Source organism: Micromonospora inyonensis, from assembly GCF_900091415.1.
GTDB classification, from domain to species: domain Bacteria; phylum Actinomycetota; class Actinomycetes; order Mycobacteriales; family Micromonosporaceae; genus Micromonospora; species Micromonospora inyonensis.
The window spans coordinates 2,195,658-2,219,979 of sequence record NZ_FMHU01000001.1 but is presented as its reverse complement, the minus strand read 5'-3'; the positions used below and the strand labels follow the sequence as shown (position 1 = coordinate 2,219,979).

The window sequence follows — 24,322 nt, the reverse complement described above, 5'->3', positions numbered from 1 at the left end:
CATGGCGGGACGAGCCGGGTGAGCCTGAGGGAGGGAAGGGGGTCAGGGCCGGTAGCGGTAGCCCATGCCGGGTTCGGTGATGAGGTGCTGCGGGCGGGCGGGGTCGTCTTCGAGTTTGCGCCGTAGCTGTGCCATGTACTGGCGCAGGTAGTTGGTCTCGTGCTGGTATTCCGGGCCCCACACGTCATGCAGGAGCTGGCGTTGGCTGACGAGTTTGCCGGGGTGGCGGAGCAGCAGCTCGAGCATTCTCCACTGGGTGGGGGTGAGCTTGACCGCGGTGCCGTCGTCGCGGGTGACGGTGTGGTCGGCGAGGTCGACGGTGTGCCGGCCGAGCCGGTGCGTGGCGGCCGGGGGTCCCGTGTCGGCTGTGGCGGTGAGCCGTCGGGTGACCGCGCGGATGCGGGCGAGGAGTTCGTCGATGCCGAAGGGTTTGGTGACGTAGTCGTCGGCGCCTGCGTCGAGCGCGGCGACCTTGTCGGCGCTGCCGGCGCGGCCGGAGAGGACGATGATCGGCACGGTGGTCCAGCCGCGTAGTCCCCGGATGACGTCGACGCCGTCGAGGTCGGGCAGGCCCAGGTCGAGGACCACCAGGTCCGACGGATGGCTGGCGGCGGCCTTGAGGGCGGCCGTGCCGGTGGCGGCGACCTCGACGTCGTAGCCGCGGGCGCGCAGGTTGATCCGCAGGGCGCGCAGGATCTGCGGCTCGTCGTCGACAACCAGGATGCGGGTCATTCCTGCGGACCTTCCATGCCGGTCGGGGCGGCGGCCGGCAGCCGCAGCACCATGGTCAGCCCGCCACCGGGGGTGGTCTCCGGGGTGATGCTGCCGCCCATCGCCTCGGCGAGGCCACGGGACAGGGCCAGTCCGAGGCCGACGCCGGTGGTGTTGTCCCGGTCGCCGAGGCGCTGGAACGGCAGGAAGACGTGCTCCCACTGGTCCTCGGGAATGCCCGGTCCGGTGTCGATGATCCGCAGCTCCACCTGCCCGCCGTGGGCGCTGGCGGTGACGGTCGGCGGTTGCCCGGGCGGGCTGTGCCGCAGGGCGTTGGCGACGATGTTGACCAGGACCCGTTCCAGCAGGCCCGGATCGGCGCTGGCGGCGGGCAGGTCGGCGGGGATGTCGGTGGTGACCTCGGCCGCCGCCGGCCCCAGCTCGTCGAGAGCGCGGGGTACGGCGTCCTCCAGCCCGATCGCCGTCGCGGTGACGCCCAACGCGCCGGCCTGCAACCGGCTCATGTCCAGCAGGTTCGCCACCAGCCGGCCCAGCCGGTCCAGGGATTCGTCGGCGGTTGCGAGCAACTCCTCGTGGTCGTCGGCGTCGAACTCGACGTCGTGGCTGCGCAGGCTGCTCACCGCGGCCTTCGCCGACGCCAGAGGGGTACGCAGGTCGTGGCTGACGGCGGCGAGCAGCGCGGTGCGCATCCGGTCGGCCTCCGCGAGGGGTCGGGCGGTGGCGGCCTCCTCGGCGAGGCGTTCCTGGCGCAGCGCGACGGCGGCCTGCGCGGCGAACGCCTCGACCACCCGCCGGTCGGCGGCCTCCAGTCGCCGGCCGGACAGCACGACGGTGAGCCGGTCGTCCACGGGTACAGCGGTCTCCCCCGCGCTGGGACTGCAGGGTGGAGCGTCTCCGACGCTGGCCACGACGCGCCAGGCGCTCTCCTCCCGGGCACGGGCGGGGCGACCCTCGGCCTCGGCGGCCAGTTCCAGCACGCTGACCGCGCGCAGGCCGAACGTTTCCCGCAGCCGGTCCAGCAGCGCGGGAAGCGGACGCTCCCCGCGCAGCACGCCGCCGGCAACGGTGGCCAGGGTCTGCGCGTCGGCGGAGGCGCGGGCCGCCTCGCGGGTACGCCGGGCGGCCACGTCGACGACCCAGCTGACCGCGAGAGCGACGCCGACGAAGACGCCGAGGGCGAGCAGGTTGTCCGCCTCGGCGATGGTCAGCGTGTAGTAGGGCGGGGTGAAGAACCAGTTCAGCAGCAGGGAGCCGCCCAGCGCGGCGACCAGGGCCGGCCACAGGCCGCCGACCAGCGCCACCCCGACCACGGCGGCCAGGAAGATCAGGATGTCGTTGGTCAGGGTGATGTCCGGTAGCGCCCACAGCGCCAGAGTGAGCAGCGGCATGCCCAGCCCGGCGAGCGCGAACCCCAGCAGGCGACGCCGCCGGGACAGCGCCGCCGGCACACCGGTGACCCGCCGGCCCTGACCGGCCTCGGCGTGGGTGACCAGGTGTACGTCGATCGGCCCGGACAGTGCCGTGGTGGTGACTCCGACACCTCGGGAGAAGATCTGCGCGAACCGGCCGCGACGGCTGGCGCCGAGGACGAGTTGGGTGGCGTTGACACCTCGGGCGAAGTCCAGCAGCCCGGCGGGGACGTCCGTGCCGAGCACCTGGTGGTAGGTGCCGCCGAGGCTCTCCACGAGCACCTGCTGGCGGGCGAGCTGGGCCGGGTCGGCGCCGGCGAGTCCGTCGCTGCGGGCGACGTGCACGGCGAGCAGGTCGGCGCCCTTGCTGCGGGCGGCGATCCGGGCCGCCCGGCGGACGAGGGTCTCACCCTCCGGGCCGCCGGTGAGCGCGACGACGACCCGCTCCCGGGCCTCCCAGGTGGCCAAGATGCCCTGCTGGGCGCGGTACCGGTCGAGCTGATCGTCGACCTTGTCGGCGAGCCAGAGCAGGGCCAGTTCGCGCAGCGCGGTGAGGTTGCCGACCCGGAAGTAGTTGCCGAGCGCGGCGTCGATCTTGTCGGGGCGGTAGATGTTGCCGTGGGCCATCCGGCGGCGCAGCGCCTCGGGGGTCATGTCGACGAGTTCGACCTGTTCGGCGGCACGGACGGCCTCATCGGGCACGGTCTCCCGCTGGGTGGTGCCGGTGATCTGCGCGACGACGTCGTTGAGCGACTCGAGGTGCTGGATGTTGACCGTGGACAGCACGATGATGCCGGCGTCGAGCAACTCCTGGACGTCCTGCCACCGCTTGTCGTTGCGAGATCCGGGGACGTTGGTGTGGGCCAGTTCGTCCACGACGGCCACCTCGGGCCGGCGGGCGAGCACGGCGTCGAGGTTCATCTCGGTGAACTCGGCGCCCCGGTAGGTGATCGTGCGCCGGGGCACCTGCTCGAGGTCGCCGATCATCGCGGCGGTGTGTTTGCGGCCGTGGGTCTCGACGAAGCCGATCACCACGTCGGTGCCGCGTTCGGCCCGGCGGTGGGCTTCCTCCAGCATGGCGTAGGTCTTGCCCACGCCGGGGGCGGCCCCCAGGTAGATGCGAAGTTCTCCGCGCGACACGCAGTAGATCCTTCCTGAGTGGGGGCCGCTGGTGAAGCAGTCCGGGCAGGGGCTTCGTCCGGCAGGGCTGTCCGATGGGAGGGGCACCGGGCAGGGGCGGCCCTCGACCGACCCTGCCCGATTGGGGGGGGGTGTCAGCCGACGGGGAACCGCTCGTCGAGGGCGAGGTTGAGCTCCAGCACGTTCACCCCGGGTTCCCCCATGAAGCCCAGCGAGCGACCCGTGGTGTGCTCGGCGACGAGGCGGCGGACCGCCGCCGGGTCCGCGCCCCGCTCCCGCGCCACCCGAGAGACCTGGACCTGAGCGTACGCGGGGCTGATGTGCGGGTCGAGGCCGCTGCCGCTGGCGGTGACGGCGTCGGCCGGCACCGCCGGTTCGGCGGGGGCGTCGCCGCGGATCGGGGTGACCAGCCCGCCTGCGGCGACGTAGTCCTCACCCGGTGTCGCCAGTTCGACGGAGACGCCCTCGTAACTGGCGAGGAACGGGGTGGCGGGCGCGACCTGGTTGACGCTGACCACGCGGGTGACCGGGCCGGTCAGGCCGTCGCGCCGGAAGACGGCCAGCACCGCGCCCACCCCGTCGGTGGTGCAGTACGGCCGCCGCCCGTCCACGCCGTCGAGTTCGCCGACGACCTTGCTCCGCTGGCAGACCTGGGTGAGCAGGCTCTGCGCGGAGGTCTCCTGGTCGCTGGTGATGGTGTCGATGACGCTCTCCGGGCCGAGGTTGCTGGCGGCGGTGGCGGTGGGGTCGTAGCCGTCGCCGGCCGCCGAGGGGCGGGACTGGAAGTAGCGCGGGACGGGGTTGCCGTCGGCGTCGGTGAAGGACTGGCCGATCAACGCACTGCCCACCGTCCGTCCGTCGACGGTCAGCAACGACCCGTCGGCCTTGTCGGCGAGGCCGGGGATCCGACCGGCGGCGACCAGCGCCAGGGGGTAGGCAAGGCCGAGCAGGACGGTGAAGACGAGCAGCGCGCGCAGCGCGGCGAGATGTTGGGCGAGCCAGGTGGGGAGGCGCATCACGAGATCCCTGGGATGAACTGGATGAGCAGGTCGATGAGCTTGATGCCGAGGAACGGGGCCACGATGCCGCCGAGGCCGTAGACCAGCAGGTTGCGGCTGAGCAGCGTCGAGGCCGACGCCGGCCGGTAGCGGACGCCGCGCAGGGCGAGCGGGATCAGCGCGACGATGATGATCGCGTTGAAGATGACCGCGGAGAGGATCGCCGACTCCGGGCTCGCCAGGCGCATGATGTTGAGGGCGTCCAGGCTTGGGTAGATGCCGGCGAACATGGCCGGGATGATCGCGAAGTACTTCGCGATGTCGTTGGCGATGCTGAACGTGGTCAGCGCCCCGCGGGTGATCAGCAACTGTTTGCCGATCTCCACGATCTCGATCAGCTTGGTCGGGTCGGAGTCGAGGTCGACCATGTTGCCGGCCTCCTTGGCGGCCGACGTGCCGGTGTTCATCGCGACCCCGACATCGGCCTGCGCGAGGGCGGGCGCGTCGTTGGTGCCGTCGCCGGTCATCGCGACGAGCCGGCCGCCCTCCTGCTCCTTGCGGATCAGGGCGAGCTTGTCCTCCGGGGTCGCCTCGGCGAGGAAATCGTCGACCCCGGCCTCGTCGGCGATGGCCTTCGCGGTGCGCGGGTTGTCGCCGGTGATCATCACGGTGCGGATGCCCATGGCGCGCATCTCGTCGAACCGTTCCTTCATGCCGGCCTTGACCACGTCCTTGAGGTGGATGACGCCGAGAGCGCGGGCCGGCTGCCCGTCGAGGTGCTCGGCGACGACCAGTGGGGTGCCGCCGATGCCGCTGATCTCGTCCACGAGCTGGCCGACCTGCTCTGTGGGGTGGCCACCGTTCTCGCGTACCCACTTCATCACCGCGGCGGCGGCGCCCTTGCGGATGCGGCGCACGCCGCCGTCCACGGCCTCCGCGCCGAGGTCGACACCGCTCATCCGGGTCTGCGCGGTGAACGGCACGAACGTGGCGTGCGGGATCAGGCCCGGCTCCCGCTCCCGGAGACCGAACTCATTCTTGGCGAGCACGACCACCGAGCGGCCCTCCGGGGTCTCGTCGGCGAGGCTGGACAGCTGCGCGACGTCCGCGACCGTGGCCGCATCGACGCCCTCGACCGGGAGGAACTCGGCGGCCTGCCGGTTGCCGAGGGTGATGGTGCCGGTCTTGTCCAGCAGCAGGGTGTTGACGTCGCCGGCGGCCTCGACCGCCCGGCCGCTCATCGCCAGGACGTTGCGCTGCACGAGGCGGTCCATGCCGGCGATGCCGATCGCGGACAGCAGCGCCCCGATGGTGGTGGGGATCAGGCAGACCAGCAGGGACACCAGCACGATCCCGCTGACGCCGGCGTCGGTGATCGCCTGCGTGTCGGGGGCCGCGCCCTGGTAGCCCTTCGAGAAGATCGCCAGCGGCTGAAGGGTAACCACCGCGAGCAGGAAGATGATCGTGAGCGCGGCGAGCAGGATGTTCAGCGCGATCTCGTTCGGGGTCTTCTGCCGGTTGGCGCCCTCGACCAGGTTGATCATCCGGTCGATGAAGCTCTCACCGGGCTTCTGGGTGATCTTGACGATGATCCGGTCGGAGAGGACCTTCGTGCCGCCGGTGACGGCGCTACGGTCGCCGCCGGACTCCCGGATCACCGGGGCGGACTCGCCGGTGATGGCGGACTCGTCGACGCTGGCGATGCCCTCGACCACGTCCCCGTCGCCGGGGATGATGCCGCCGGCCTCGACCAGGACGATGTCGCCCTGCTTCAGCTCGGGCGCCGGTACGGCCTGCTCCCGGTAGGCGTTGGCCCGCGCGCCGGGCGTCCACCCGGTCAGGCGGGTGGCGATGGTGTCCGTCTTGGCCTTGCGCAGCGCGGCGGCCTGCGCCTTGCCCCGGCCCTCGGCGACGGCCTCGGCGAGGTTGGCGAAGAGCACGGTCAGCCAGAGCCAGCCGGTGATCGCGAGCGCGAACACCGACGGGTCGGCCACGGCGAGCACGGTGGTGAAGACGGCGCCGATCTCGACGATCAGCATGACCGGGTTGCGCCACAGGGTGCGTGGGTCGAGCTTGCGCACCGCGTCGGGGAGCGACGTGATCATCTGCTGGGGGTCGAGCAGGCCGGCCCGGTTGCCGTGCGTGGCCGGGGTGCCGGCGGTCGCCGCGTCGGCGGTGCCGTGCGGTGCCGGCGTGGGGGTGGTCATGTCCTTCTCTCTCATGGTGGTCACAGCCCTTCGGCCAGGGGGCCGAGCGCGAGGGCGGGCAGGAAGGTCAGCGCGACCAGGATCACCGTGACGCCGACGACCATCCCGACGAACAGCGGCCGGTGCGTGGGCAGGGTGCCCTCGGAGGCGGGGGTGGGTTGCTGGCGGGCCAGGGAGCCGGCCAGGGCGAGCACGAAGATGATCGGCAGGAACCGGCCGAGCAGCATGCACAGGCCCAGGGCGGTGTTCCACCAGGACGTGTTCACGGTGATGCCGGCGAACGCCGAGCCGTTGTTGTTGCTCGCCGAGGTGAACGCGTAGAGCACCTCGGACAGACCGTGCGGGCCGACGTTGAGCGCGGTGGCGTGGTTGCCGGTGGCGAACGCCGCCGCCGTGCCGATCAGCACCAGGGCCGGGGTGACCAGGAAGTACAGCGAGGCGAACTTGATCTCCCGGGAGCCGATCTTCTTGCCCACGTACTCGGGGGTCCGGCCGACCATCAGGCCGGCGACGAACACCGTGATGACGGCCAGGATCAACAGCCCGTACAGCCCGGCGCCGACGCCGCCGGGTGCGACCTCGCCGAACATCATGTTGAGCAGCAGCATCCCGCCGCCCAACGCGGTGTACGAGTCGTGGAACGAGTTCACCGCGCCGGTGGAGGTGAGCGTGGTCGCGGCGGCGAAGGTCGCCGAGTTCGACACGTCGAACCGCACCTCCTTGCCCTCCAGGGCCGCGCCGACCGCCTGCGGGACGGTGCCGTTGCCGGACAGCTCGAACACGTTGGTCAGGGTGACGCTGGCGATCGCGAGGATCGCCATGACGGCGGCGATCGCGTAGCCCTGCCGGGTCTGCCCGACCATCCGGCCGAAGACCCGGGGCAGGCTGAACGGGATCACCAGGATCAGGAAGATCTGCAGCCAGTTCGTCCAGGCGGTCGGGTTCTCGAACGGGTGGGCGCTGTTAACGTTGTAGAAGCCGCCGCCGTTCGTGCCCAGTTCCTTGATCACTTCCTGGCCGGCCACCGGCCCGCCGGTGATCGTCTGCGACCCGCCGGTGAGCGTGGTGACGTCGGTGCCGGCCGAGAGGTTCTGCACCACCCCACCGACCATCAGGGCCAGCGCGCCGAGCACCGCGATCGGGAGCAGGACCCGCAGGGTGATCCGGGTCAGGTCGACCCAGAAGTTGCCCAGGTCGCCGGTGCGGGAACGGGCGAAGCCGCGCACCAGGGCCGCCGCGACGGCGATGCCGACGGCGGCGGAGACGAAGTTCTGCACCGCCAGACCGGCCATCTGGACCAGGTGGCCCATCGTGGACTCACCCGAGTACCACTGCCAGTTCGTGTTCGTCACGAACGACACGGCGGTGTTCCAGGCGCCGTGCGGCACCACCGGGTCGTGGCCCAACGACAGCCACAGGTGGTTCTGCAGGCGCTGGAACGCGTGGAGGAACAGGACCGAGACGGCGGAGAAGGCCAGCACACTGCGGGCGTACACGCCCCAGGTCTGCTCGGCCGCCGGGTTCACCCCGACCAGACGGTAGACGCCCCGCTCCACGCGGGACTGCCGCTGACCGGATACCACCCGGTACAGGTAATCGCCGAACGGCTTGTGCACGACGACCAGTGCCACCACCAGCGAGCAGAGGAACAGCACACCGGCTGTCGTCACGGTCATCAGAACCGCTCCGGGAACAGCAGGGCGACCACCAGGAACACGGCCAGGCCGATCGCCAGCACCAGGCCCACGGCGTTGACGGCGCTCACCGCTTCTCCACGCCCCTCACCAGCAGGGCGAGCGCCGCGAACAGCGCCACCGTCACCACCACGAACACCACGTCAGACACGTCTGACTCCTCGATTCGGAACACCTCGTCACGGCCCGGTGGCCGCTCCGGGCAATCACATCGCCGGACGGATCGGGTGGCCAGGGCTATAACGCGACCATGACGTGCGCGGGGCGGTTTTTGACGCGGTCTTGACGCCCGCACCGCACCAGGTGAATCGGCTCACCCACCGCGCACTCGGTGCGCGCGGTCCGGAGGACGGAGACCTCCGCTTGCTACAGCCAGCCGGAGCGGCGGAAGAGGCGGTACAGGGTGAGAGCGGCGACGGCCATGAGGGCGAGGGCCCCGAAGTAGCCGTACCGCCAGGTGAGCTCCGGCATGTGGGTGAAGTTCATGCCGTAAATGCCGGCGATGGCGGTCTGGACGGCGGCGATGGCGGCCCAGGAGGCGATCTTGCGCATGTCGTTGTTCTGGTCGACCGACAGTTGCGCCAGGCGGGCCTGCAGGACGGAGTTGAGCAGGTCGTCGAAGGCGGTGACCCGGTCGACGGCCCGGTCGAGGCGGCCGTCGAGGTCGGCGAAGTAGGGCCGCAGGGTGGCGGGCAGGACGTCCCGGCGTCGGTCGGCGAGCCAACGCAGCGGCCCCCGCAGGGGCATGACCGCTCGCTTGAGTTCGACCAGTTCCCGTTTGAGCTGGTAGATCTGGTGGACGTCCGCGGTGCGGCGGTCGCGGTCGAACACCGCCTCTTCCACGCGTTCGAGGTCTTTCTCCACCTGGGTGGCGACATCGAGGTACGAGTCGACCATGCGGTCGCACACCGCGTAGGCGACGGCCCACGGCCCCTGGGCGAGCAGGGCGGGCTGCCGCTGAAGTTCGTCGCGTACGGCGCGCAGGGCGCCCGGGGCGCCGTGGCGGACGGTGATGGCGAACCGGTCGCCGAGCAACACCATCACGTCGCCGGTATCGACGACCTCGGAGGAGGCCGTCAGCTCGGCGTGCTCGACGTAGCTGGCGGTACGGCACACCAGCAGAGTCACGTCGCCGTGCTGCTCGATCGCCGGGCGGTGCCCGTCCGTGAGCGCCTGATCGATGGTCAGGCCGTGCAGTTGGAAGGTCGCGGCCACCGACGCCATGGTGGCGGAGTCGGGGTCGTGCAGGCCGAGCCACACGAACCCGGAGCGCTGCCGGCGCGCCCGCTCGTAGGCGTCGGCGTAGTGCGGGCGGCCCGGCTGCCGTCGTCCGTCGAGGTAGACGGCGCAGTCGACGACCGCGTCCGGGTTGGGCCGGTCCACGGGCAGTTCCGGCACGTCCGGTCGGTCCGGTAGGACTCTCGCCAGAAGTCCGGATCGGAGGAGATCCCGCACGACCTGCCCCGGGTGGTGCCGTCGGTCGCGGCGCATGACGTGGCCTCCACGGTGTCGCAGCACAGGAACGGTGAACCGAACCCGATCTTTCCTCATCCTCTCCGGCCGTGCGCGCCGAGACGCGGACGCCTCAGGCACCACCGCCCGGCCCACCGGCAGCAGGCCGCCCACCGACCGGCCTGCGCGTCAACCGATCGCAGGTACGCCGCGCCCGCCGAGCGCCCGGGGTGGCCCCCGGAACGGGCGACCGGCCCCGGGGATCAGCCGCCGACGTGGATGCCGGGACGGCGGACCGGGTCCCGCTCGGCCTTGCGCAGGATCTCCCGCACCACCGGCGGGGTGTCGCCCCGGCCGAGGATGAGGTAGCGCATCAGGTGCGCGATGGGGTTGCCCTCGGACCACTCGAAGTGCGCGTGCGGGCGGATCCCGGTGGCGTCGCGCAGGGCGAGCAGGATCGCCGCGATCGCGTTCGGCACCGCCGGGCTCTGCACACGCAACACCCGGTGCCCGCCGACCTCGAGGCCGCGTACCCGCAGCACGTCGCTGAAGTCCGACGGGTCGATCACCTCGATCTCCAGGAACAGCACGTCCGCCGCCCCCGGCACCGGGTTCATGCCCCGCTGGGAGCGTTCCTTGGCCCGGTACTCGGCCCCGGAGGCCACGTCCGGGCGGTGCGCGATGATGTCCAGCCGGCCGTCGTACTCGACCGAGTCGGCGACGAACCGCCGCGCCGCCTCGTCGAACTCGATCCGCTCGGCCCGCAGCTCCGTGGTGCGGGACACCCGCGAGACCAGCGACACGACGATGATGCCGGCGATGAACAGGCCGGAGATCGCGATCCCGTCGGGCTTCTCGATGATGTTCTCGACCAGCGCGTACACCAGCACCAGGGTGAGCACCGCGAACCCGGCGGTGACCAGCCGTTGCCGGCGGCGCAGCGCGGAGATGGTCACCGCGACCGCGCCGGAGACCATCATCGCCAGGATGCCGGTCGCGTACGCCCCGGCCTGGGCGTTGACGTCGGCCCGGAACGCGACGGTGATCGCGATGCTGATCAGCGTGTAGACGATCACCACCGGGCGAACGGCACGTCCCCACTCCGGAGCCATGCCGTACGAGGGCAGGTAGCGGGGCACGATGTTGATCAGGCCGGCCATCGCCGAGGCACCGGCGAACCACAGGATCAGCACGCTGCTGATGTCGTAGACGGTGCCGAACGCCTCCCCCACGTACTCGTGGGCGACGTAGGCCAGGGCCCGGCCGCTGGCCTCGCCGCCCGGCTGGAACTCCTCGGCCGGAATCAGCACGGTGGTGACGAACGTCGTGGAGATCAGGTACGCGGACATGATCAGCGCGGCGGCGGTCAGCAACCGCTTGGTGTTACGGACCCGCGCGGCCAGCCGCGCCTGCGCGTCCGCACCGTCGCCGCGGACCAGCGGCATCATGCTCACGCCGGTCTCGAAACCGGACAAACCCAGAACCAGCAACGGGAAGGCCAGCACCGCCGGACCGATGATGTCACCGACGCCGTTCGTCCCGGCGGTCAACGCGTCGGTCCAGCCCGCCAGCAGGGCCGGATCCTGGACCACCCGGACCAGTCCGACGCCCACGATGATCGCATTCAGCAGCAGGAACACCCCGACCAGGGGAATCGCGACGCCGACGGCCTCGCTGAAGCCGAGCAGGAACACCCCGCCCAGGATCAGCAACAGCACGACGGTGACCACGACCGCGGCGGTGGTGCCGTGCGGGAACCTGTCGGGCAGGACCGGATTCTCCAGCAGGTGCACCGTCGCATCCGCCGAGGACAGGGTGATCGTGATGATCCACGAGGTCGCCACGAACCCCAGCAGCACCAGGACGAACAGCTTGCCCTTCCAGAACGGCAGCAGCCGCTCCAGCATCGCCACCGACCCCTGCCCGTGCGGGCTCTCTCGGGCCACCCGCCGGTACACCGGCAGCACCCCGAACAGGGTCAACGCCACGATCAGCAACGTCGCCAGCGGCGACAAGGCTCCCGCCGCCAGCGCGGCGATGCCCGGCAGATACGACAGGGTGGAGAAGTAGTCCACCCCGGTCAGGCACATCACCTTCCACCAGGAGTGCGGGGTGGCGTGCGACTCCCCGGTCTCCGGGCCGGCCGGCTGCACCCGGTGACGCAACAACCACCGGCCCAGCGGGCTCGCCACCGGGCCGGCAACCGCCGGCGCGTCCACGCACTCCGGCACCACCGGTCGCGCCGCCCCCTGCAGCGGCCTGCCGTCGCCCACGCCGACGCCGAGTGCAGCGCGCGTCGCCGTACGCCTCGATCGGCCGGTAGCCATCCGTAGCCCCTGTCCTTGGTCGGGTCGGAGGCGCCCACACGGGCGCGCCCCTCGGGCAGCGCACAGACTACCCATCGGCCACCACCGGCACGCCGCCGGCGACGGGACGGATCACCATGCCGCCGGCGGGGCCCCGGCTCGGGTCAGGCCGGGTGACGGCGCACGGCACTCGCGTGGGTGAACACCGGCGGAACAGCGCTGCCCCGCCCACGGAGGCGATGAGTGTCGTGCCGTTGTCGACCGACGCGGGGTGGCGAGTCGTCCGCTACAGGTGTGCCACATCCCGAGGCCGCGGTCGCCGTGCCGGGCGGTACCGGTGAAGGAGGCTCGGGTGCCTGACGACGTGCCGGCCGGGCGTTCCTCGGTGGACCCGACGTCGTCCGGGCCGCGCTCGTCGTCGCCGCGCTCGGGGTCGTGTTCGGCGAGATCGGCACCAGTCCCATCTACACCATGCAGACCGCCTTCAACCCGGCCGACCCACATCCGGTCCCTGTTGCGCCGTCGCCGCACGCGCAACACCGGACGCGTCGGTGCGGCACTGGCGACGGCCGGCGTCTTCGGCGCCGCGCTGTTCTTCGGCGACAGCATGATCACCCCAGCGATCTCCGTGCTGTCCGCGGTGGAAGGACTCAAGGTCATCCAGCCGTCGACGGCGAGTCTCGTCGTGCCGATCACCGTACTGATCATCCTGTTGTTGTTCGCGCTGCAGCGGCGCGGCACCGCCACCGTCGGGCGCCTGTTCGGACCGGTCATGATCGTCTGGTTCGCGGTGATCGGCCTCTGCGGCGCGGCCGGCATCGCCCGGCAGCCGGCGATCCTCGCCGCCCTGTCACCCACCCACGCGGTCGGTTTCCTCGCCGGCCGCTTCGACATCGCCTTCTTCACCCTGGCCGCCGTCGTGCTCGCCGTCACCGGCGCCGAGGCCCTGTACGCGGACATGGGACACTTCGGCCGCCGGGTCATCACCCGCGGCTGGCTGTTGCTGGTGCTCCCCGCCTGCACGCTCAGCTACTTCGGTCGGGGCGCGCTCATCGCGTCGCCTAACGCCCGGTTTCCGGCAAGCCGCCCGCCGCTCCAGAGTGGCACTGAGCAGCTTTTACACACCTCTGCTGATCCTCAGCAAGCGATCGCAGCAACGCCCTGGCGCGACCGACACACGCAGGCGGAAAACCACAAGACCGCACGTCATCAGCCTGCGGACACCGGCGGAAGCGTGCAGCCGGGCAGCGACGGGCCTCACGGAAATCGTCCGCGGACTTCGGAGGCTGAATCAGCACGAGGCCGACGCGTGCCGGCGTTCGGCGGAGCGGGTGAGCCATTGCCCGACGATCTCCTGATGGTCCTAAGCTTGCCGGTCAGGGTTGACGTTTGTCCTGGCTGGTCCGCGGGCGGGCGGGCCGGGATCGGCGTGTCGGGCGGCTCGTTCTCGCATGGGAAACTCTCGCCGTGAGCTCAGGTGTTCCCCGGACGATCAAGGCTGTCGACACGTCAGAGTTGATCCGGCTCGACTCCGAGGCGATCCATTGCGGACTGACTCGCAACCACGGGGCAGGGTGGTTGGCGGAGTTCGCCGGTCCAGCAGCGGTGCACTATCTGTGGCCGGTACTGGTGCACCGATTGGGCCACCGGCCTGAGTCTTCGCCGCACTGGCGATGCATGCTGCTTCTGACGGTGCGGGACGGCCAGCAGATCTTTTCCCTCCTGGATGTCCTGCCCGCCTCGTTCGAGGATCTACCCGAGACGCTGGATGCGGCCACGAAGACCGAGGTCGCCCACCGGCTGGAGCATGAGGGCCTGCTGACGCAGGCGCAGTGGGCCGACCTGAACCCCTGATCCGGGTACTGCTTGGCGGTGATACACAGCGGCGGATGTCGGGCGGCGAACAGTGCGTCAGGTGTCGAGGGCTGCGAGGTTGAGGCGTTCGAGCAGGCTGGGCTTGCGGGCGTGGGCCGCCCGTAGCTTGGCCAGCCGCTGTTGGAACCCGCTGTCTCGGTCGCGCTCGGCGAGATCGCGCAGGTCGACGAGGAGTTGAACTGCGGTGTCGTACTCGCGGGGTCTCTTCGTGGCGATGAGTTCGTCGACCCGCTGCCATGCGGCGGGTTGGTCGCTCGCGAGGGTGTCGAGGTGCCGTTGCCGGGCTGCTGCGGCGGACCGTTCCCTGCGAACCCGGTCGCGTTCACGCCGCTCGGCGTCGAGGCGTTCCCGTTCGGCGCGCAGGTCGGCGGCGGTGGCGAGTAGCTCCCCGGCGGTGCGGGCGGCCGTCGGGGTGGACGCGTCGGTGGGATGCGCGTCGCGGTAGCGGCGCAGCAGTCGGCTGCGCAGGTGGCTGTCACCGCCGGTGATCAGGTCGGCCAGGATGGCGTCCTTGTCCCGAGCGGGCAGCCCGACGACCCAGGTGCGTAGTTGCGCAGCGGTCGGTTCACCGGAGGCTGCCGGCGACGACCCGGCCGCCGCGGCCGCGATCAGGTCGGGGTCGATGCGCAGGAACTCGGCGACGGCGGTGAGGGACGCGTCGAGGGTTCCCAGGCCGGCCGGGACGGGCGGTTCAGGCTCGTCGTCGGCGATCTCCGCGGACTGTACGCAGCGCAGCCAGGCCAGGTACAGCAGGCGCAGGTCACCGGCGGCGATTCCGGCCCGGACCGGGATGATCGAGGCGAGCAGACCGTGGCCGTCGAGGTCCCACTCGTCGACGCCGTCCTCGTCCTCGTCGTGCAGGTCGATGATGACGTGCGTGCCGGCGGTCCACGCGGATGCGCTGCCACCCTGGCAGTACTGGGCGACGATGGCGGGGTCGAGCACGTGTTTCGGTAGCCGCAGCATGAGCTGGCGGGTGCCCCAGTTCGCCAGGTACAGGTGAGCGTCGAAGTACCGCTCCATCAGCGTTCGCGGGTTGCCCTTGAAGTTGCCCCACTCGTAGGTGTTCACGAAGCTGGTGGCGGTGATGTCGGCCCGGGTCGACAGCGACCGAACCGCGGCCCGCTCCCGGCCGGTGAGGGGTCGGTCGACGGCGGTGAATTCGTAGTACTGGTACTCACTCACGGGGGCCTACCTCCCGGCCCAGTGCCGATAGGCGTCGACCCACGCGTTGCCGTCCGGTGGCGGGGTGGGTAGCGGCAGGTCGAGTAAGTCGATCCTCTGCCGGTGGTGGCCTCGGGTGCAGATCGCGATGATGGTGTCCGCGGTCAGGGCGATCTTCCGCACGGTCACCTCGACGCCGAGGACGATGGTGTGGAACGGCACCGCCAGATGCTCCTCGATCATGGTGAACAGGCCGGTGAGCTGTTCGTCGTCGCCGTACGCGTCGACGGTGGCTTCCTCGATCATCGCCTCCAGCGCGGCGGTCTCCTTCGATGCCATCGGCGGAGGATACCGGACCGGTGTAAGGGTGTTCGGAGCCCGATGCGCGGGGATGGTCGGCATGGGTTCGGTGGCCGAGTTCGTCGATCTTCGGCGGGAGGTGGAGCGGCTACGGGCGGAGAACACCCGACTGGCACGTCTGCTGAAGCTGCGCGGCCAGGACACGACTGCGGCGCCGGAGCAGTTGTCCGCGCCAGTTGAGCCGCCGGGGCTGGTCACCATGGCTTCGCCGACTCGGGACAACCTGGCGTTGTTCGCCGACCGGTTCCGGGCCCGGGCCGACGTGTACGCCGTGCGGTGGGACAACGCCCGTACCGGCGCTGCCGGGTGGATGCCGGCGGTCGCGGGCGGTTGGCGTAAGGGTAGGGACCGGCGCGGTGCCACCTACCTGCCCCGGACGACGGAGGTCGTCGCGGCGCATCTCGTCGGCGACGTGTTCATGGGCCTGTACCCGCTGATGCCCGGCAACACCTGTCACTTCGTCGTGGCCGACTTCGACGGGCCGACGGCGGTGCTCGACGCCCTCGCGTACGCGAAGGCGGCACGAGCCAGCGCGCTGCCCGCCGCGTTGGAGATCTCCCAGTCGGGTCGCGGAGCCCACGTGTGGGTCTTCTTCACCGGCGCTGTTGCCGCGGCCACCGCGCGGGCCGTGGGCACGGTCCTACTGCGTGAGGCGATGGTGCTACGTGGGTCGATGGATCTGCGGTCGTACGACCGGCTGTTTCCCAACCAGGACGTCCTGCCCGACGGTGGCTTCGGCAACCTCATCGCCGCACCCCTGCAGGGCCGCCGCCGCAAGGACGGACTCACCACCTTCCTCGACCTCGGCACCCTCGAGCCGCACGCCGACCAGTGGGCGTTCCTGTCGACGCTGGACCGCCTCAGCCCCGGCGACGCCGAACACATCGCCCGGCAAGCGAAGCAAGCCGTCACCGGTGCCGACATCGCCACGATGAGCCGGTCCGCCGCGACGCAGGTCCATCCTCCGCTACCTCCGGTGGTCCACGCGAAAGGCCGGCGCCGGGCTGAGTATCGACGCCGGACAGCTCACCCCCGCCGCGCTGGCCACCTTCAAGCACGCCGCCGCCATGCTCAACCCGAAGTTCTACGAGCTGCAACGGCTCCGCAAGTCCACCTGGGACACCCCACGCTTCATCCAGGGCTACGACCTCACCCTCGATGACCACCTGGTCCTCCCGCGGGGCCTGCGGCAAACGATCGCCACGATCGTCGAACACGCCGGGTCACGGCTGGCCGTCACGGACGCACGAAACGCCGGGACCGAGATCGACACCGCGTTCACCGCCGAACTCAGCAGCAGGCAGGCCAGCGCGGTCGGCGCGCTTCTCGCTCACGACGACGGGATCCTGGTCGCGCCACCGGGCTCCGGCAAGACCGTCATGGCCTGCGCCGTGATCGCCGAACGCAACACCTCCACCCTCGTCCTCGTCGACCGCAAAGCCCTCGCCGACCAGTGGCGCACCCGCATCCAACAGTTCCTCGGCATCAAGCCCGGCCAACTCGGCGGCGGCCGACGCAAGCTCACCGGCACGGTAGACATCGCGCTGCTGCCCTCCCTCACCCGACGCGACGACGTCGCCACCCTCACCCAGGGGTACGGGCACGTCATCGTCGACGAATGCCACCACCTCGGCGCCGCAGCCTACGAGCACTCAGTCAAACGGATCGCCGCGCAGTTCTGGCTCGGCCTCACCGCCACCCCCACCCGACGCGACGGCCTCGGCCAACTCGTCACCTGGCAACTCGGACCCGTCCGCCACACCCTCACCGACGAGGAACAAGGCACCCTCACGGCAGCCATGCACGCCGACGCCGGACCCCGTCGAGCGCTGCACATCCACGAAACCACCTTCCAACCCGGCGACATCGACCTGGACGCACCCGGCGCACTCGCCGAGGTCCACCGAAGGCTGGCCCTCGACGAGCCCCGCAACACCCAGGTCGCCGATGACGTCGCCGCAGCCCTGACACGCGGCCGCAACTGTCTCGTCCTGACCCGACGGGTCGCCCAAGTCGAGGCCCTCAAGGCTCTGCTCGCCACACGAGGACACCAGCCGCTCGTACTCCAAGTCGCGATGAGCACCCGCGACCGGCGGACCATCGTTGACCGGCTCGACGGCGCGAAGGCCGGCGACGGACTGCTCGTCATCGGCACCACACCGTTCATCGGTGAAGGCTTCGACGCCCCCGCCCTCGACACCCTCTTCCTCGCCGGCCCGATCTCCTACGACGGCCTACTAATCCAATGCGCCGGCCGCGTTATCCGCGCCGCACCCGGCAAGGACCTCGCCGAGGTCCACGACTACCACGACCCGGCCGCACCCATCCTCGCCGCCTCCCTCCCGCGCCGTATGCCCGGATATCGGGCACTCGGCTTCTCCCGAACATGAACGCACCGCACAGGGGGTCTGCCATGACCCACGAAGAAGTCGACGCGTGGGAGACTGGCAAAGTGGTGAGCGTCCTGGAGCGTGAGGTCTTCTCGGAGGCGGAGGCTGCCCGGCTGCTGCGGCTGGCGCAGTCGACGCTGCACTACTGGCTGGAGGGCGACGAGCGTAAGGGGCGCCGCCACAAGCCCGTGCTACGCACGGAGCCGCGCGGCGGCCGTTCGGTCACGTGGGCCGAGTTCGTCGAGGCCGGGCTGTTGCGGGAATACCGACGCACCCACCGGGTGCCGATGGTCGAGTTGCGGGCGTTCATCGACCTGCTCCGCGAGCAGTTCGGGGTGCCCTACCCACTCGCCGACCGCCGGCCCTACGTCGCCGGCAAGAAACTAGTGCTGGAAGCGCAGGCCGAGGCCGGCCTTGACCCGGAATACTGTCTCGTGGCCGCGGTCGGGAACCAGTTGCTGCTCACTCCTCCGTCGGCGGCGTTCGTCGAGCGGGTCACCTGGGACGGCGATATCGCCGCCGGCTGGCGACCGGACCCCAACCCTCAGTCACCGGTGCGTATCCTCCCGGATGTCCGGTTCGGTCGACCGTCGATCAAGGGGATCAGCACCGAGGTGCTCTGGGAGCAGGACGAAGCAGGGCTAGACGTCGAGGAGATCGCCGAGACGTACCAACTCGACGTGCCTGACGTGCGGTGGGCGCTGGCGTACGAGAACTCCCAACGCGCGGCGTGAGCAGGATCAAGCCTGCCGAGGTCCGATTCTACATCGATGCCGACCTCCTCGGCCTCGCGCGCGTCCTCGCCGGACTCCGCTCCGACGTCACCTACCCCGGCGACCCCGGCACGGTCATCCACAAACGCCAACGGCCCCCGTGCCCCATCGCCTCGCCCGCAGTGAAGGACTCGGAGTGGATCCCTGAGGTCGCGGGCCGCGGCTGGCTGATCATCACCCGGGACTGCCACATCCAGGAACACCGACTGGAAATCGCCGCCGTGCGAGAGCACCAGGCCAGGATGGTCGCCCTGACAGCGGCCGACGCAGGCAGCGTCTTCGGCCAGTTGGAGGTCGTGATGAGCCGCTGGCGCGATATCGAGCGCTGCCTCGCCGAGCCGCCACCCTTCATCTACGCAGCCACCCGAACCACAATGCGGCAGATCCCGCTGACCTGACACGGTCGTGAACTGATCATCTGGTACCCACGCCAACCGTCGCTACAGCGGCTTGAGTAGCGGTGTGCAGGTCAGCAAGGACGGGCGGGACTGGCGCGTCGGCGCCGCCGTCGACGTGGGCTGGATCGCTGGTCACACGACTGCCGGCGTCTCGATCACCACCGCCATCCCACGCCCCGAGGGTGTTCCTCGCGGACACCCATGACGTCGCCGTTCCGGCGGCGACTCAAGCCCCTCCATTCGCGCCCCGGCGCATCTCGTCCCGCCACGCTGCCGACCACAAATCCCGTAGTTGAAGGAGCCAAGCGTGCTTGGCCTAGCGTAGTAGGCTGGCAGGCATGGGCCGGTTCTCCGAGGATGAGCTACATGCGGTTGTCTCCCGGTACGAGGCGACGCGGGCGCAGGCATTGACCGAGCGGGACGAGCAGCTACGGGCGTTCCATGCGGCCGGCTGGCGGCCGGTGGATCTGCAGCGGGTCACCGGCTACAGCCGGGAGACGATCCGCCAGGCGCTACGACCGGAAGTCCGGCGGGCGACCAACATCAGCCGACGCAGGACATCACCCCGGCCGCCTGCGGACTACCAACCCTACGGCGACCGCAAGCCCTACCTGGTGGCCGAAACTTTTGCCCAACTGCAGGGCCCGACCGAAGGCACGGTGACGCTCCCGCGGCATCTCGACTGGTCCGGGCACGCCGAGTACGACCTGAACCGGCCCGCACGCCTGGCCAGCATGTACAAGGTGGTGCTCACCGAAGCCAGCACCGTCGAGGACCTGAACACCTGGCTCGACGCCGACCTCCTCCGGCGACTCTGGCCCACCCTCTGGCTGCCACCCCAGCTCCGCCAACGCTGGGAGGAAGCCTTCCCCGACCTCGCCGCGACCCGCAGCAACGCGGCATAGCGGTGGACCCCTTCCACGAACGCCTCGCCCGTACCGGGCTCGCGGCAGCCGAACGATACGGCTTCGCGCTGGCCGGCGGCTACGCGGTCCAGGCCGCCGGGCTTCTGGAGCGGCCCAGCGAGGACGTCGACCTGTTCACCGCCTGGGACCGCCGGCAGGAGTTCACCGCCGCGGTCACCGCCGTCGTGCACGCCTACCGAGACGACGGCCTGACCGTCGAGACCGAGCGGCAGTACGACACCTTCGCCCGGCTGGCTGTCACCGACGGCGTGCGCGTTTCCAAGGTCGAACTCGGCGTGGACTGGCGCGCCAACGAACCGATCCTCATGGCGATCGGACCGGTCCTCCACCCCGACGACGCGGTCGCGAACAAGATGAGCGCCCTCTACGGGCGAGCGTTCGCCCGGGACTTCATCGACATCGACGCCACCCTCCGATCCGGCCGCTACACCCGCGACGCCCTTCTCGCTCTCGCGCAGCGCGCCGACCGGGGCTTCGACCCGCGCATCTTCGCCGACGCCCTCGGACAAGCCACCCAGCTCGATCCCGACGACTTCGCCCAGTACGGCGTCACCGGCCCAGCGCTGGACGATCTCCGAAGCCGATTCGCGGAGTGGCGCCGCGAACTGCTCGACGACGAGGAAGGGTGACTCGGTCCCGACTCGCGGCAACGTTAAGCTGCACCCGCAGGACCCACAACGGTCCAGCTGATCTTCGGCAAGCGATCGCAGCGAGCCCGCGAAGCGACCGCACGCAACGGGGACGATAGGAAAGCCGCAGGTCATCGGCGTGCGTACACCGGCGGAGCGTCGGGTTAGGAAACCGATGCTCTATCCCCTGAGCTACGAGGGCGCGAGTGCCCAGTCTAGCGACCTGGGGGTTCACCCGGGGTGGCAGGGAGTGGCCTACGTTCACCCACGTCACCCGGACCCCTGTTCTCCCAGCCCAGGACCACACCCGGAGCACACGGACCCCCGTTTGCGACCGGTCGTGCGCCACGGTGACCCGCGCTGGCACCGGTTGACCCGGGTTGGCATCCGCTGGAGAGCACACACCGCGCACATCATCCAAGATCATGGCGTCCGCTCCTTCGGCCCAGGACCCACCCACCGGGAGCACGGCTCGGCGGCGACCCATCCGCCAGCTTCGTACGCTGGCCCAGGTCATGGCGCTGACGCGGGGTCAGCGTTCGGGATGAGACCCGCACGACGCTCAGCGCCTGATGAGCTACGGGCTGCGCTGGGCCCGCTCCCGCAGCCCTGAGCTGATCCACGCCCATCACCAGCGACCGTCATTGTGCCGTGTGCTCTGCCTCGTCAAGCCGGTTCAGTGTCCGACGGACGTGCGCGACGAGAATGGGCTCGGCACGCTGGATCGCCCGGTGGACCAGGCTCTGGACAGGGTACCGGCGGAGGACTTCCTCGATGCGCTCGTCGATGTCGAGGCGTTGTTCATCCGGATTGGCCGTGAGGTCGGCGGGGACTGCCACCGGTTCGGTTGACTCCTGATCTGTGAGGATGTGTTCCTCGCGGGAAGGATGTCTGCCATGCCGAAAGCGTTCCCCCTGGAGTTCCGTCGTGATGTGGTCGCGGTCGCCCGTAAGGGCGAGGCGTCGTTGAGGCAGATCGCGAAGGACTTCGGGATCTCCGAGGCGTGCCTGCACCGTTGGCTCAAGCTCGCCGACGTCGAAGACGGCGTCCGCCCGGGTGCCACCAGCAGTGAGTCGGCCGAGCTGCGGGAGCTGCGCAGGCGGAACAAGATCCTGGAGCAGGAGAACGAGATCCTGCGCCGCGCCGCGGCCTACTTCGCCAAGGAGATCTCCCCAAAATGACATACCCGCTGGTCGGTGACCTGGCCGCGGACGGGATCCTCGTCGCGGTGACCTGCCGGGTGCTGGGGTTCAGCAAGCAGGCCTACTACGCGTGGAAGACGAACCCCGTCACCCGACGCGACCTTGAGGACGCTTATCTGATCAACGCCGCCGTCGACATCCACGTCGACGACCCGGCGTTCGGCTACCGGTTCATCGCCGACGAACTACCCGCCCACGGGATCACCGCCAGCGCGAACCGGGTCGCCCGGCTGTGCTCACAGCAACGGATCTGGTCGGTGTTCGCCAAGCGCAAGGGCCTGACCAGACGGGCCGGACCGCCCGTGCACGACGACCTGGTGCGACGCCGGTTCACCGCCGACGCACCCCACCAGGTGTGGCTGACCGACATCACCGAACATCCCTCCGCCGAGGGCAAGCTGTATCTGTGCGCGATCAAGGACGTGCACTCCGGTCGGATCGTCGGCTACTCCATCGCCTCGCGGATGAAGGCCTCCCTGGCCGTCGCGGCGCTGTCCAACGCGATCCGGCTGCGCGACCCGGCCGGCACGATCGTGCACTCCGATCGTGGTAGCCAGTTCCGGTCCCGGAAGTTCGTGAAAGCGTTGCACCGTAACGGTTGGTCGGCTCGACGGGCCGGGTCGGCGCCTGCGGAGACAACGCCGCGATGGAGTCGTTCTTCGCCCTGCTGCAACGCAACGTCCTGGACCGGCAACGCTGGCACACCCGCCAGGAACTGCGCCTGGCGATCGTGACCTGGATCGAACGCACCTACCACCGCCGCCGACGCCAACAACGCCTCGGACGGCTCACGCCCATCGAGTTTGAGACAATCAACAGGCCCGCACACGCGGCCTGAACCACTCAACCCCGCGAGTCAACCAAACCCGGGGCAGTCCCGAACTCCAGTGGGACGCTTCGTTCGGGCTCCTATCAGGCCACATCGACCCCGGCCGGCGGCGGCACGGCGACGTCCTCCCGCCGGTCGACGTATCGCTAACAAGGCACCGCGGCCCGTTGTTTTTCGGGTCAGACCGCCGGGAGGACGTCGGCGATCATGATGCCTGGAGTTGTTTTTGGTCCGGAAACTACGGGGACCCCTGGAGGGTCGCGGGTCCATCCTCACCGGGCCGCCAATGGGCCACGTGATCCGGCGGTTCTGGCAGCGGCGCCGCCTCCCGCCAATATCTCCCGACCGTGCTCTTGATGATCAGGTTGCCGGACAGTGTGACTACCGCGCCCTGGGTGTAGGGGTGGCCGTAGGGGGTGGTCTCACCCCGCAGTCCCTGTGCCCAGGCTTTCACCCAAGCGGCCATCCCCAGCCCCAACCTCCCCTTTTTGTCGGGGTCCAGGGACACCCGGTCGGGGAGTTCCACCGTCTCCAGGTATGCGCGGAGGGTCACGGGCCCATCCCCACCGGGCCGCCAATGAACCACGTGATCCGGCGGCGGGGGCAGCGGCGGCGCCACCTCCCGCCAATAATTCCCCACCGTTGGCTTGGTGGTCAGGTTGCCGGACAGTGCGGCTACCGCGTCCAGGGTGTAGGGGTGGCCGTCGGGGGTGGTCTCACCCCGCAGTCCCTGTGCCCAGGCTTTCACCCAAGCGGCCATCCCCAGCCCCAGCGCCCCCTTCTTGTCGGTGTCCAGGGACACCCCGTCGGGGAGTTCCAGCGTCTCCAGGTATGCGCGGAGGGTCGCGGGCCCATCCTCACCGGGCCGCCAATGAGCCATTCCGCGCAAGGGGCTGACTACTGGAGGTAGTCATGTTGTGCGGGTGTGCTCGATGTGGAGGATGACGAGGGCCGCGGCGACGATCTTTCCGATCCGCCATGGGTCCAGGCTGATGTTGCGTAGCGCCTTGAAGGTTGTCTTGAGCAGCGAGTTGCCGCGTTCGCCGATCGCGCGGACGCTGTTGTGGGCCTTGTTCAGCTGCTGTTGTGCCAGGGTGAGCTGGCCGCCTTTGGGTCTTTTGAACGCGACGGTGATCGTGTCGGACTCGCCCTCGTAGCCGAGGTCGCCGAGGGTGCGTAGGTCGTCGCCGGCGTTGGCCAGGGTCGGCAGGATCTCGGTGTGGGCGCGCAGCGCGGTGGTGTCATGTTCGCGGCCGGGCCGCACGGGCGAGGTCCAGATCGGCCAGCCGTCGCCGACGGTGACGACCTGGACGTTGCCGCCATGGTTGTCGTGTTTGCCGGACCACCAGAGGTCAACGCCGGGGGTGGGGCCTGGGGTGCGACACCGGTCGGTCTCGATCAGCATCCCGTCGATGTTGACGTGGCCGTGGCCGGCGGCTTTCGCGGCCAGCAGCGCTCCGTGCAGGCTCGGCGAGCGGGCCGCGAGCACGTCGATGCCTTCGTGGAGGTAGTCGTAGCCGGTTGACTTGCCGATGGCGTTGTCCTGGGCCAGTTGCCTCATCCGGGTGCCGTCCAGGAACCAGCGAAGGACCAGTATCGCCTGGTCTCGCACTGACAGTGAACGGGTGTTGGCGCGGGTGCCGCGCCGGACGCGTTCGTTCGTCAGCAGGTTGGCCAGAAAGCTCACGGTCTCCTCGCGTGCTGGCAGCACCGCGGTGTATGTGACACTCATCGTCGACGCAGAACCCTTATGAAGTTGATCTTTGGAAGGACCACCTTCATACCGGGGTTCTGCGTCTTCTCGTTGCACGACACCAGATCCGGCGTGTCACCGCCCC

Annotated in this window: 21 protein-coding genes and 1 pseudogene; 10 read left to right on the top strand and 12 right to left on the bottom strand. The window is 70.1% G+C overall.

The features are described from left to right. Positions 1-42: 42 nt before the first annotated feature. The 8 genes from GA0074694_RS10055 to GA0074694_RS10020 all read right to left on the bottom strand — a co-directional run bounded on the left by GA0074694_RS10055 (position 43) and on the right by GA0074694_RS10020 (position 11,959). Positions 43-732, bottom strand: a complete 690-nt coding sequence (locus tag GA0074694_RS10055) for a response regulator (protein ID WP_091455985.1) — start codon at positions 730-732, stop codon at positions 43-45. Further along, positions 729-3,281 carry a DUF4118 domain-containing protein gene (locus GA0074694_RS10050; RefSeq protein ID WP_091455981.1) on the bottom strand — a complete coding sequence of 851 codons (2,553 nt, stop codon included), beginning with the start codon at positions 3,279-3,281 and terminating at the stop codon, positions 729-731. The genes GA0074694_RS10055 and GA0074694_RS10050 overlap by 4 nt, the downstream gene beginning before the upstream one ends. 134 nt (positions 3,282-3,415) lie before the next feature. Next, positions 3,416-4,297 (bottom strand): potassium-transporting ATPase subunit C, encoded by an 882-nt coding sequence (locus tag GA0074694_RS10045; RefSeq protein ID WP_091455977.1) that lies wholly within the window; start codon positions 4,295-4,297, stop codon positions 3,416-3,418. Then, positions 4,297-6,486, bottom strand: a complete 2,190-nt coding sequence (gene kdpB, locus GA0074694_RS10040) for a potassium-transporting ATPase subunit KdpB (protein WP_091455974.1) — start codon at positions 6,484-6,486, stop codon at positions 4,297-4,299. Before kdpB ends, GA0074694_RS10045 begins: the two co-directional genes overlap by 1 nt. Before the next feature lie 20 nt (positions 6,487-6,506). Then, on the bottom strand, positions 6,507-8,162 hold the full coding sequence (gene kdpA / locus GA0074694_RS10035; protein ID WP_091455970.1) for a potassium-transporting ATPase subunit KdpA: 1,656 nt from the start codon (positions 8,160-8,162) through the stop codon (positions 6,507-6,509). Next, the gene (kdpF, locus tag GA0074694_RS10030) at positions 8,162-8,251 is read right to left on the bottom strand and encodes a K(+)-transporting ATPase subunit F (RefSeq protein ID WP_074475088.1); all 90 of its coding nucleotides are present in this window, start codon (positions 8,249-8,251) and stop codon (positions 8,162-8,164) included. The genes kdpA and kdpF overlap by 1 nt, the downstream gene beginning before the upstream one ends. Before the next feature lie 295 nt (positions 8,252-8,546). Next, entirely contained in the window at positions 8,547-9,578 is a 1,032-nt protein-coding gene (locus GA0074694_RS10025) for a magnesium and cobalt transport protein CorA (protein ID WP_245714622.1), read from the bottom strand. 317 nt (positions 9,579-9,895) lie between these two features. Beyond that, positions 9,896-11,959 (bottom strand): APC family permease, encoded by a 2,064-nt coding sequence (locus GA0074694_RS10020; protein ID WP_245714621.1) that lies wholly within the window; start codon positions 11,957-11,959, stop codon positions 9,896-9,898. Positions 11,960-12,452: 493 nt separating this feature from the next. Between GA0074694_RS10020 and GA0074694_RS10015 the strand changes: the two genes are divergently transcribed. Both GA0074694_RS10015 and GA0074694_RS10010 read left to right on the top strand, forming a co-directional pair. Next, positions 12,453-13,409, top strand: coding sequence for a KUP/HAK/KT family potassium transporter (locus GA0074694_RS10015; RefSeq protein WP_218105657.1), 957 nt, complete (start codon positions 12,453-12,455; stop codon positions 13,407-13,409). After that, a complete protein-coding gene (locus tag GA0074694_RS10010; RefSeq protein WP_091455963.1) occupies positions 13,406-13,792 on the top strand; it encodes a hypothetical protein in 387 nt (128 codons plus the stop codon). Before GA0074694_RS10015 ends, GA0074694_RS10010 begins: the two co-directional genes overlap by 4 nt. 57 nt (positions 13,793-13,849) lie before the next feature. On the opposite strand, the gene GA0074694_RS10005 is transcribed toward GA0074694_RS10010, so the two are convergent. Then, positions 13,850-14,998, bottom strand: coding sequence for a hypothetical protein (locus GA0074694_RS10005; RefSeq protein WP_091455959.1), 1,149 nt, complete (start codon positions 14,996-14,998; stop codon positions 13,850-13,852). 6 nt (positions 14,999-15,004) lie between these two features. After that, positions 15,005-15,316, bottom strand: a complete 312-nt coding sequence (locus GA0074694_RS10000) for a hypothetical protein (RefSeq protein ID WP_091455957.1) — start codon at positions 15,314-15,316, stop codon at positions 15,005-15,007. 61 nt (positions 15,317-15,377) lie between these two features. Here GA0074694_RS10000 and GA0074694_RS32740 point away from each other — a divergent pair, with 61 nt between their 5' ends. The 8 genes and pseudogenes from GA0074694_RS32740 to GA0074694_RS09965 all read left to right on the top strand — a co-directional run bounded on the left by GA0074694_RS32740 (position 15,378) and on the right by GA0074694_RS09965 (position 22,493). After that, on the top strand, positions 15,378-16,499 hold the full coding sequence (locus GA0074694_RS32740; RefSeq protein ID WP_245714620.1) for a TOTE conflict system archaeo-eukaryotic primase domain-containing protein: 1,122 nt from the start codon (positions 15,378-15,380) through the stop codon (positions 16,497-16,499). After that, positions 16,405-17,727, top strand: a complete 1,323-nt coding sequence (locus GA0074694_RS32735) for a DEAD/DEAH box helicase (protein WP_245714619.1) — start codon at positions 16,405-16,407, stop codon at positions 17,725-17,727. The genes GA0074694_RS32740 and GA0074694_RS32735 overlap by 95 nt, the downstream gene beginning before the upstream one ends. A 23-nt stretch (positions 17,728-17,750) precedes the next feature. Beyond that, the gene (locus GA0074694_RS09990) at positions 17,751-18,461 is read left to right on the top strand and encodes a DUF433 domain-containing protein (RefSeq protein ID WP_176737844.1); all 711 of its coding nucleotides are present in this window, start codon (positions 17,751-17,753) and stop codon (positions 18,459-18,461) included. Next, a complete protein-coding gene (locus GA0074694_RS09985) occupies positions 18,458-18,898 on the top strand; it encodes a PIN-like domain-containing protein (protein WP_091455948.1) in 441 nt (146 codons plus the stop codon). The genes GA0074694_RS09990 and GA0074694_RS09985 overlap by 4 nt, the downstream gene beginning before the upstream one ends. A 338-nt stretch (positions 18,899-19,236) precedes the next feature. Beyond that, on the top strand, positions 19,237-19,803 hold the full coding sequence (locus GA0074694_RS09980) for a hypothetical protein (RefSeq protein WP_091455946.1): 567 nt from the start codon (positions 19,237-19,239) through the stop codon (positions 19,801-19,803). A gap of 2 nt (positions 19,804-19,805) precedes the next feature. Further along, complete coding sequence (locus tag GA0074694_RS09975) at positions 19,806-20,453, top strand: nucleotidyl transferase AbiEii/AbiGii toxin family protein (RefSeq protein ID WP_091455941.1); 648 nt, start codon at positions 19,806-19,808, stop codon at positions 20,451-20,453. Positions 20,454-21,025: 572 nt separating this feature from the next. Further along, positions 21,026-21,304 (top strand): hypothetical protein, encoded by a 279-nt coding sequence (locus GA0074694_RS31540; RefSeq protein WP_176737843.1) that lies wholly within the window; start codon positions 21,026-21,028, stop codon positions 21,302-21,304. Between the two features lie 45 nt (positions 21,305-21,349). Next, a pseudogene (locus tag GA0074694_RS09965) lies at positions 21,350-22,493 on the top strand (IS3 family transposase). Between the two features lie 229 nt (positions 22,494-22,722). Here the strand turns inward: GA0074694_RS09965 and GA0074694_RS09960 are convergent. Continuing rightward, on the bottom strand, positions 22,723-23,373 hold the full coding sequence (locus GA0074694_RS09960) for a hypothetical protein (RefSeq protein WP_141714023.1): 651 nt from the start codon (positions 23,371-23,373) through the stop codon (positions 22,723-22,725). A 21-nt stretch (positions 23,374-23,394) separates the two neighbouring features. Next, positions 23,395-24,216, bottom strand: coding sequence for a transposase family protein (locus tag GA0074694_RS09955; protein WP_091453025.1), 822 nt, complete (start codon positions 24,214-24,216; stop codon positions 23,395-23,397). Positions 24,217-24,322 lie beyond the last annotated feature (106 nt).